The sequence below is a fragment of the Vibrio sp. McD22-P3 genome, assembly GCF_021568915.1.
Classification (GTDB): Bacteria; Pseudomonadota; Gammaproteobacteria; order Enterobacterales; family Vibrionaceae; genus Vibrio; species Vibrio mediterranei.
On record NZ_JAKGTN010000048.1, the window covers coordinates 1 to 6,821 of the forward strand.

The window sequence follows — 6,821 nt, forward strand, 5'->3', positions numbered from 1 at the left end:
CAGGAACTGTGAGCCTGTTGGCGAAGTCCACCTAAATCCAGAAAGAGAAGCTGCTTAATAAGCAAGCAAATGATGACAACTACCTTGAAAAACGCCGAAACCAGCGGACAAAAGAGACGTCAAAAGACTCACCCTCTATCTGGAATGTTTTCTTCACCAACTGATTATCAGGAACTTCAACTTCTTTTCCATTTAAAAAAAGTTTTCTATTCTTGTTAAGAGCTAAGCGCCAACCGAATTCACACTGTAGCTTAGAAGCAATATCATCTATTTGAGGTAAATTAGCAGTGAAGTTGCTTAGTTGAACATAAGTTCCATGTTGATACCTTTTCAATGCAGCAACTTGCTCTATCTCTGTCAGCTCCGCAGCTCTGAACTCACGCAACGTTCCGTTTTGAATAGAGATCTTGGCATTCTTCGTCTCACTTCTTTTGGTAAACCAAGTGGCGTCATTACATAACAGATGAAAAGCTAAGCGTCCGCGACCATGTGCACCCTGTAAGTCATCATCATCTTTCTTTGAGGATTCATAGAATCTTGAAAAGTGTTCAGAACACAAGCCGATATCTATACCAGTACCATCATCGAGTACCGATACCGAAACCAGGCCATCCATTTCACTGTATTCTATGTCTACATGGACAGTTTTAGCATTAGCATCAAAACCGTTTGCGACTAATTCAATAACCGACTGTAAGGGAACTTTCTTCCATTTAGTAAAATGTTTACGTATGCCTTGATCTGTTATCTCAGCCGTACCAACAAACTCATTATAACTCATTCTGCCAACTACCTAATTTATCGTTATTTCTCTATGATAACATATGAGTTCTGATGAGTATTTGCATGTAGTCAAACTTCAGTAAGCTTTCTTTACACTTAGCAATTCTGGTTATATGAAAAATGTCCAACGCTTTAAAATAAATGGTTAAAAGTAAGTCATACTGAGTTGTTATCTAATTTAAACGTACACAATCTCGATAGAATGCCCCCTCACTATCCTGAAACAACCTTAGCTTCCCTTCATTCGTAACCAAGAAGACAACAACAAGCCCAATAACATTGCTATTGTTCAGTAAAGATCTTAACCAAAACGTCTCATTACACTCCAAAGGTGCGAGCGCGTCAGCTCCTTCAAAAATGACAAGTGTCTTGCGTCTACAACTTTCCAAAGTAGCAACCAATTCTCGGTTCTCTTCTGCTGCGAAAGCAGCTAGGGGGGATTCATACTCGTTAAAGTTCATATTAAAGACATCTATGCCTCTACTCTTAGCTCGGTCTCTACACACATCCAAGTAGCCCTCTGGTGTTTGGTCAGTTATCAATGAGCAGATGGTGAGCTCTAGTTCCCATGCCATACTGATAAATCTTTCTGCGCTAACCATAACCAAGCCTAACTAATCATCACATGTTTGTAATATTAGCCTCTTTAAAAAAGATATCTAACTCTGTCGATAATAAGCAACCAGACCAATAAATTTGCATGTTTTGTCAGTTTTTTTTGAGCCAAGGATCCAAGTGTACGATTCGTGAACAACCCTTTATTAAGACAATGAAATATAAAGAAATTATATTCTATCGTGATTTATATAAGGAATAATAAATAAGCCTAATCAAAAACTGCAAATTCCATGTATCCATTCAAATATCACATTGAATTACAAGCTTTTCCAATTCAGATCACTAAGCTCTAAGCTAATTATATAAGTTATAATAAGTCCTTTATTTACAGCAACTTACAAGCACCTCCAATTAGACAAACCCTAGAAAGGCTGCTAACAATATATTAGTAAGTGAGGATTAGGTATATGAAAATAGTTAAGCAACCATACATAACAAACTATGAGCTCAGAAAATTAGAAAAACACTTAAAGAAGATTAAGAATGGCGAGTACGAGCCATATATTACAGTTCGCCGTTCAAATAGCGTCGGTCTATCTCATATTGTTTTCAGTCACAAGACGAAACGCTGCCATCACTTATTCAGCTTAGGTGAGCTTGCTCTATTTTTTCATCTTGAGCACGATCCTGAAGTCTTGGATATACAAGAACAATACCCCTTACCGATAAATGAAACTCTCGAGTGGGCTAAACATCTGAATTATCGACACCCAGCTAAATACAAAGAAAGGGATGGTAAAGATATTCCTGCTGCAACCATGACCACGGATTTCGTTGTCACCTTGTATGATGCGACGAGAGACCAGCTTGGCATTCAGCCGTATAACTATAAACCGACCTCAGCACTAAGCACTGAATTTGAGCCTCCCCAAAAAGTCACACGAACCCAACAAAAGTTCAAAATTGAAGAGATGTACTGGGGGCATTACAACCATCATCTAACGCAAATAACAGATGAAGACTTAAACCCCAACAAAACATACAACCTTCAATGGCTTAGAGAGACTTACCATCATGTACGCGAGAGCCAAATCGAAGGCCCACTGTGCGAAGGGATGTTAAACACTCTAAACAAGAGCCTTATGAACGACCCAGAGAAAACTCTAAAGCAGCATTTGAATCACGCATCATTAGTACATGATGTAACCGAACTTGCTGCGTTAGAGATATTTCAACATCTTGCGTATTCAGGTCAACTAGACGTTGACCTGAATGAGCGCATAGAAGTTTTTCGCCCTGTAATGATGATTACGCAACACGATGAGAATTAATCAAAAATTAGTCGATGGCAAAAAAGGGCTTGAATATCTTATCGTAGATATTTGCCAAGACCTCGACCAAATTGCTGTCACTCAGCTCAATGTTGAACGCCCTAAAAGGCCTCATACGATTATGCTAAGTGATACGTTGAGGCAAATAGAGCTGGGCAAATGGAAAGTGCTAGAGCATTCCTTTAGCCCTTACCTATACATGTCGGACGAAGAGTTACTGAAGGATAAGAAGCGCAGAAAGTGGTTACAACGCAGAGATAGCAGCTTTAACATTATTGCCCCGTTAATCGATAACGACGAACTACGTTACAACTATCTTTTTATCGATAGCAGTTCAATCTTACATCGATTGATAGAAACATCAGGTCGCAGCCGCAGTTATGTAGCAAAAATTTTAAATCGTTACTGGTATTACGGTTCTCACGTCAATGCTCTACTCCCTCTATGGAGAAATTGCGGAACGAATCAGTCTTTACCTGAAGTACCGTCATTTGACCAAGACCCTGAGTTAGGCAAAAGTGGCCCGAAAACCAAATATGGAAGTCCTTATCGTGGAGTCACTCAGCAAGACATTAAACATATTCGACGATTTGCTAAAACCATTCCAAACGGTGGCAAAGCTAGGCTGAGTGACCTTTACGATCAGTTTACACGCAAGTTCATGTATGCACGTGTTAAACCAATGATTGAAGAAGCACATGAGATAGCTTTACCTGTTCCAAGGGCCAAACTCATTTCACGAAATGCATTTAAATATCATTTTAAGCAAAACGTAGATCAACTTGAATTGATAAGGAAGGCTGTCGGCACGACCAATTTTCAAAAAGACTACCGAGGTCGTGCAGGCCTTGCTCGGCAAGGTGTTCGTGGCCCCACAAGTCGCTATGAAATAGATGCAACAGTCGTTGATCAATACATACGTTACCCCTACGACAAAACCAATCAGTTAGCCACGGGACGCCCAGTGATCTATCTAGTTGTAGATACGTGGTCTGGCATGTTTGTTGGCACTCATGCTTGTTTTCACGGCCCAGATTGGACTGGAGCATCACAAGCCCTTTTCAATGCTTTTACCAACAAAGTCCAGTTTGCTAAACGCTATGGCGTTGAAATTACTGAAAACGAATGGCCGTGCCACCATGTTTGCTCACAGTTAGTCATGGATCGAGGTTCCGAGTATACAGACCGTAATATTGAAAGCATGCTTAAGGGCGAAATTGGCTTATCAATCGCCAGTTTCGCTCCGTATCATCGCGGGGATTGTAAAGGAACTGTCGAGAAAGCATTTGATATCTTTCATCAAAATGCTGTTCGATTTGTGCCTGGTCAAGTCATGAAAGTACCCAGCAAGGAAGAGCAACACGCTTCTAGAAAAGCGTCGATGTCCTTCGAAGCATTCATGGAAAAGCTCATAAGAACAATCATTTATACCAATAACAACCGCCTTAGAAAGAACAACCATAACTTCGAGATGTCTCGTGATGATGTTGGTTTCTCTCCTAGAGACTTATATCTCTACGGGCTAGAAGAAATGATGATACCGCCAGCTCAAATTCCTGAAGAGCGACTTCGTTTCGCATTGCTACCTGCTGACAAGGCGACTGTGAGAATGGAGGGCGTTTACTTTAAGGGGCTGTATTACAGCGCTAACAAAATCATTCATAAACAATGGTTAGACAAAGCTCGTAATTTTGGCCGATACACTGTGGAGGTTCGATACGACCAAAATTCAACGAACTTTATTTGGTGTAAAGATCCTGAATCTAATGAGCTAATTACTTTAGAACTCACTGACCGCTCTGAAGCGTATCGTAATCAAATTTGGCAATCGACCCTTCATGAAATCGAACTAACCAAACAAAAACAAAGCCTTCATGAAGAACATTCATTCGCTAACAAAATTGAGTTCTTAAACAAACTGGATGAAATCGATAAACAAGCAAAAGCTGACGCTCGATTCTTAAAAACATCGTCAGCAAAGTCTATCCAGACAGGTATCAAAGAACGAAAGAGTATCGTCTCTTCTATTGAACGCAGCAAACAATCTGAACAAATAGCAGCAACGTTAAGTTCCGAAGATAACGCTAGCTCCACTGCTAAAAAGAGTACCCAACACTTGGAAACACCTGATTTTTTTGACTTTGATGATGAACAAGATGATAGCTAATTATATACCTCACCCTAACTCTCAGATGGCAAAAAACCCTCTGATTGAAGCGCTTGGAATGCCATTGCTACCTAAACAATTTATCCAGGCAACAACACTATCTCCTGACACGTTGATTGATGTTAGTTCGCTCCCTACTGAGCATCATGGTTACTACACCAGAACATTCATTGATAACCTATCTGAGTGCTATGTTGTTCAGGATGAAGCCCCACGCCTTTATGACACCGTATTTCGCATGATTGAGCGAGGCTATATCTATCGCAACCCTTTGGTGTATGGCGATATTAAACAATTGCAATTTGCCGACTCTATTGAAATACCTGAAGGGCAAGAGCGCACTCTAAAGCAAACAGCAAATCAGCAGAGTTTTTTGGTAGCAGGTCTATCAGGTCGCGGAAAGTCAGCGATGGTAGAAAGCATCTTGTCTGCCATTCCTCAAGTCATTTCACATCAAGAGTACCAAGGACAAAGGTTCATCTACGAACAGATTGTCTGGCTTAAGATCGATATCCCAACAGCTCGCGGGCAGCGTGCACTACTCTGGAGGATTCTTGAGTCCATCGATTCGGTAACTGGTGAGAATTATTATGAGTCACATCAGAAAAGCTCAGTTACGGCGCTCATGATTGCGGTTCGTAAGGCGCTACTCATCCATGGTGTTGGGATTATTGTTCTAGATGAAGCTCAGAACCTATCTGAAACTCGACAGTACGAGAAAGTCGGTAACAACGAGAACGCCACACTAAAGTTCGTGGAAGAGTTGTTTAACAAGGTTGGTGTACCACTATTACTCGTCGGGACACTATCAACACTCAATCTGTTTTCTAAAGAGATGACTGCCGCTAGGCGAATTGGAAAGACAGGGTCGCTAATCTTAGAGCAATGTGATGTTGAAAGTTCGTTTTGGAAACGCTTCATTAAGCAAATGTGCCCGACACAATTACTTAAGAATCAGACAACTGACATTGATACTCTAACGCGCCATGTTCACTACTTATCAGCAGGGATCCCCGCTATCGCGAGCAGCCTAATAAAGGCCACATTGTCTTATCTGACTTATCTAACACCAAACAATCAAGACCTAAGCATGGCTGCTCTAGACCATGTATTCAAAGAGCAATTTCTCTTGGTATCAGGCGCATTAACGGCACTAAAGCGTGGTCAATTTTATAAATATGAAGATTGCAATCCTTTATCTCAATTGCACTCGGTTCAACAGGATTTGTTTTCAGAAAGTGGCTCAAATATTGACGGTAACCAAGTCTGTAAGCAATCCCCTAGAAGCTCTCGTTCTGCCGCAAACCTTACTGAGAAAGACCAAGAAATGCTAGAGAGCTTAACTCCTGAAGCCTTACTAGCGCAGGCTAGAAAGTATGAATAACATCTTGTACCTACTACCGAACGAACACCTAAGAAGCTTCCTTAGCCGAGTTCATACTATGTCCCCTTTTGGCACTTTTGCTACTTCAGCAAAACGTATAGGGCTGGCAAATTTCAGTGCGTCGCCAGTTACAGTCATGTCTGACCTAGACGCCATACTGATGAATATTCTTAATGATGACAATTGTTCGATTTGGCAAATGCATATGCACGGTAACGTCATCGAGTCTTTCCTCAACGAGCGAGAGAAACGCGAACTACCATTGTTTTTGAAAGGAAAGCCCTATGACATCGACTTTACACAATCTCAAACGGTACATAATCGTTTGTGGCGTTACTGCAAAGATTGTATTGCTGAAGACTTAGATACTGTTGGTATTTCATATTTTCACCAACATCATCAACTACAGGGGGTTTTTCACTGCTACAAACACGGAACGAGGCTCATTAATAGCTGTTCTTCATGCAGTTACACTGTAAAGAATCTTAGTCGAATGCAAACCGGCGTTTTTCAAGGTAGTTGTCATCATTTGCTTGCTTATTAAGCAGCTTCTCTTTCTGGATTTAGGTGGACTTCGCCAACAGGCTCACAGTTCCTG

At 40.9% G+C, this 6,821-nt stretch carries 6 protein-coding genes; 4 read left to right on the forward strand and 2 right to left on the reverse strand.

What is annotated here, in order from left to right:
* Nucleotides 1-79: 79 nt before the first annotated feature.
* Entirely contained in the window at nt 80-781 is a 702-nt protein-coding gene (locus tag L2W36_RS26955; RefSeq protein ID WP_236112030.1) for an ATP-binding protein, read from the reverse strand.
* A gap of 175 nt (nt 782-956) precedes the next feature.
* Nucleotides 957-1,385 (reverse strand): hypothetical protein, encoded by a 429-nt coding sequence (locus tag L2W36_RS26960; protein ID WP_236112031.1) that lies wholly within the window; start codon nt 1,383-1,385, stop codon nt 957-959.
* A gap of 423 nt (nt 1,386-1,808) precedes the next feature.
* Here L2W36_RS26960 and L2W36_RS26965 point away from each other — a divergent pair, with 423 nt between their 5' ends.
* Genes L2W36_RS26965 through L2W36_RS26980 form a run of 4 tightly spaced genes read left to right on the forward strand, consistent with a single transcriptional unit; the run spans nt 1,809 to nt 6,767 of the window.
* Complete coding sequence (locus L2W36_RS26965) at nt 1,809-2,672, forward strand: TnsA endonuclease N-terminal domain-containing protein (RefSeq protein ID WP_172532688.1); 864 nt, start codon at nt 1,809-1,811, stop codon at nt 2,670-2,672.
* Nucleotides 2,662-4,839 carry a Mu transposase C-terminal domain-containing protein gene (locus L2W36_RS26970; protein WP_236112032.1) on the forward strand — a complete coding sequence of 726 codons (2,178 nt, stop codon included), beginning with the start codon at nt 2,662-2,664 and terminating at the stop codon, nt 4,837-4,839. The genes L2W36_RS26965 and L2W36_RS26970 overlap by 11 nt, the downstream gene beginning before the upstream one ends.
* Entirely contained in the window at nt 4,829-6,223 is a 1,395-nt protein-coding gene (locus L2W36_RS26975) for an ATP-binding protein (RefSeq protein ID WP_236112033.1), read from the forward strand. The genes L2W36_RS26970 and L2W36_RS26975 overlap by 11 nt, the downstream gene beginning before the upstream one ends.
* Nucleotides 6,216-6,767 (forward strand): TniQ family protein, encoded by a 552-nt coding sequence (locus tag L2W36_RS26980; protein ID WP_236112034.1) that lies wholly within the window; start codon nt 6,216-6,218, stop codon nt 6,765-6,767. Before L2W36_RS26975 ends, L2W36_RS26980 begins: the two co-directional genes overlap by 8 nt.
* Nucleotides 6,768-6,821: the final 54 nt, after the last annotated feature.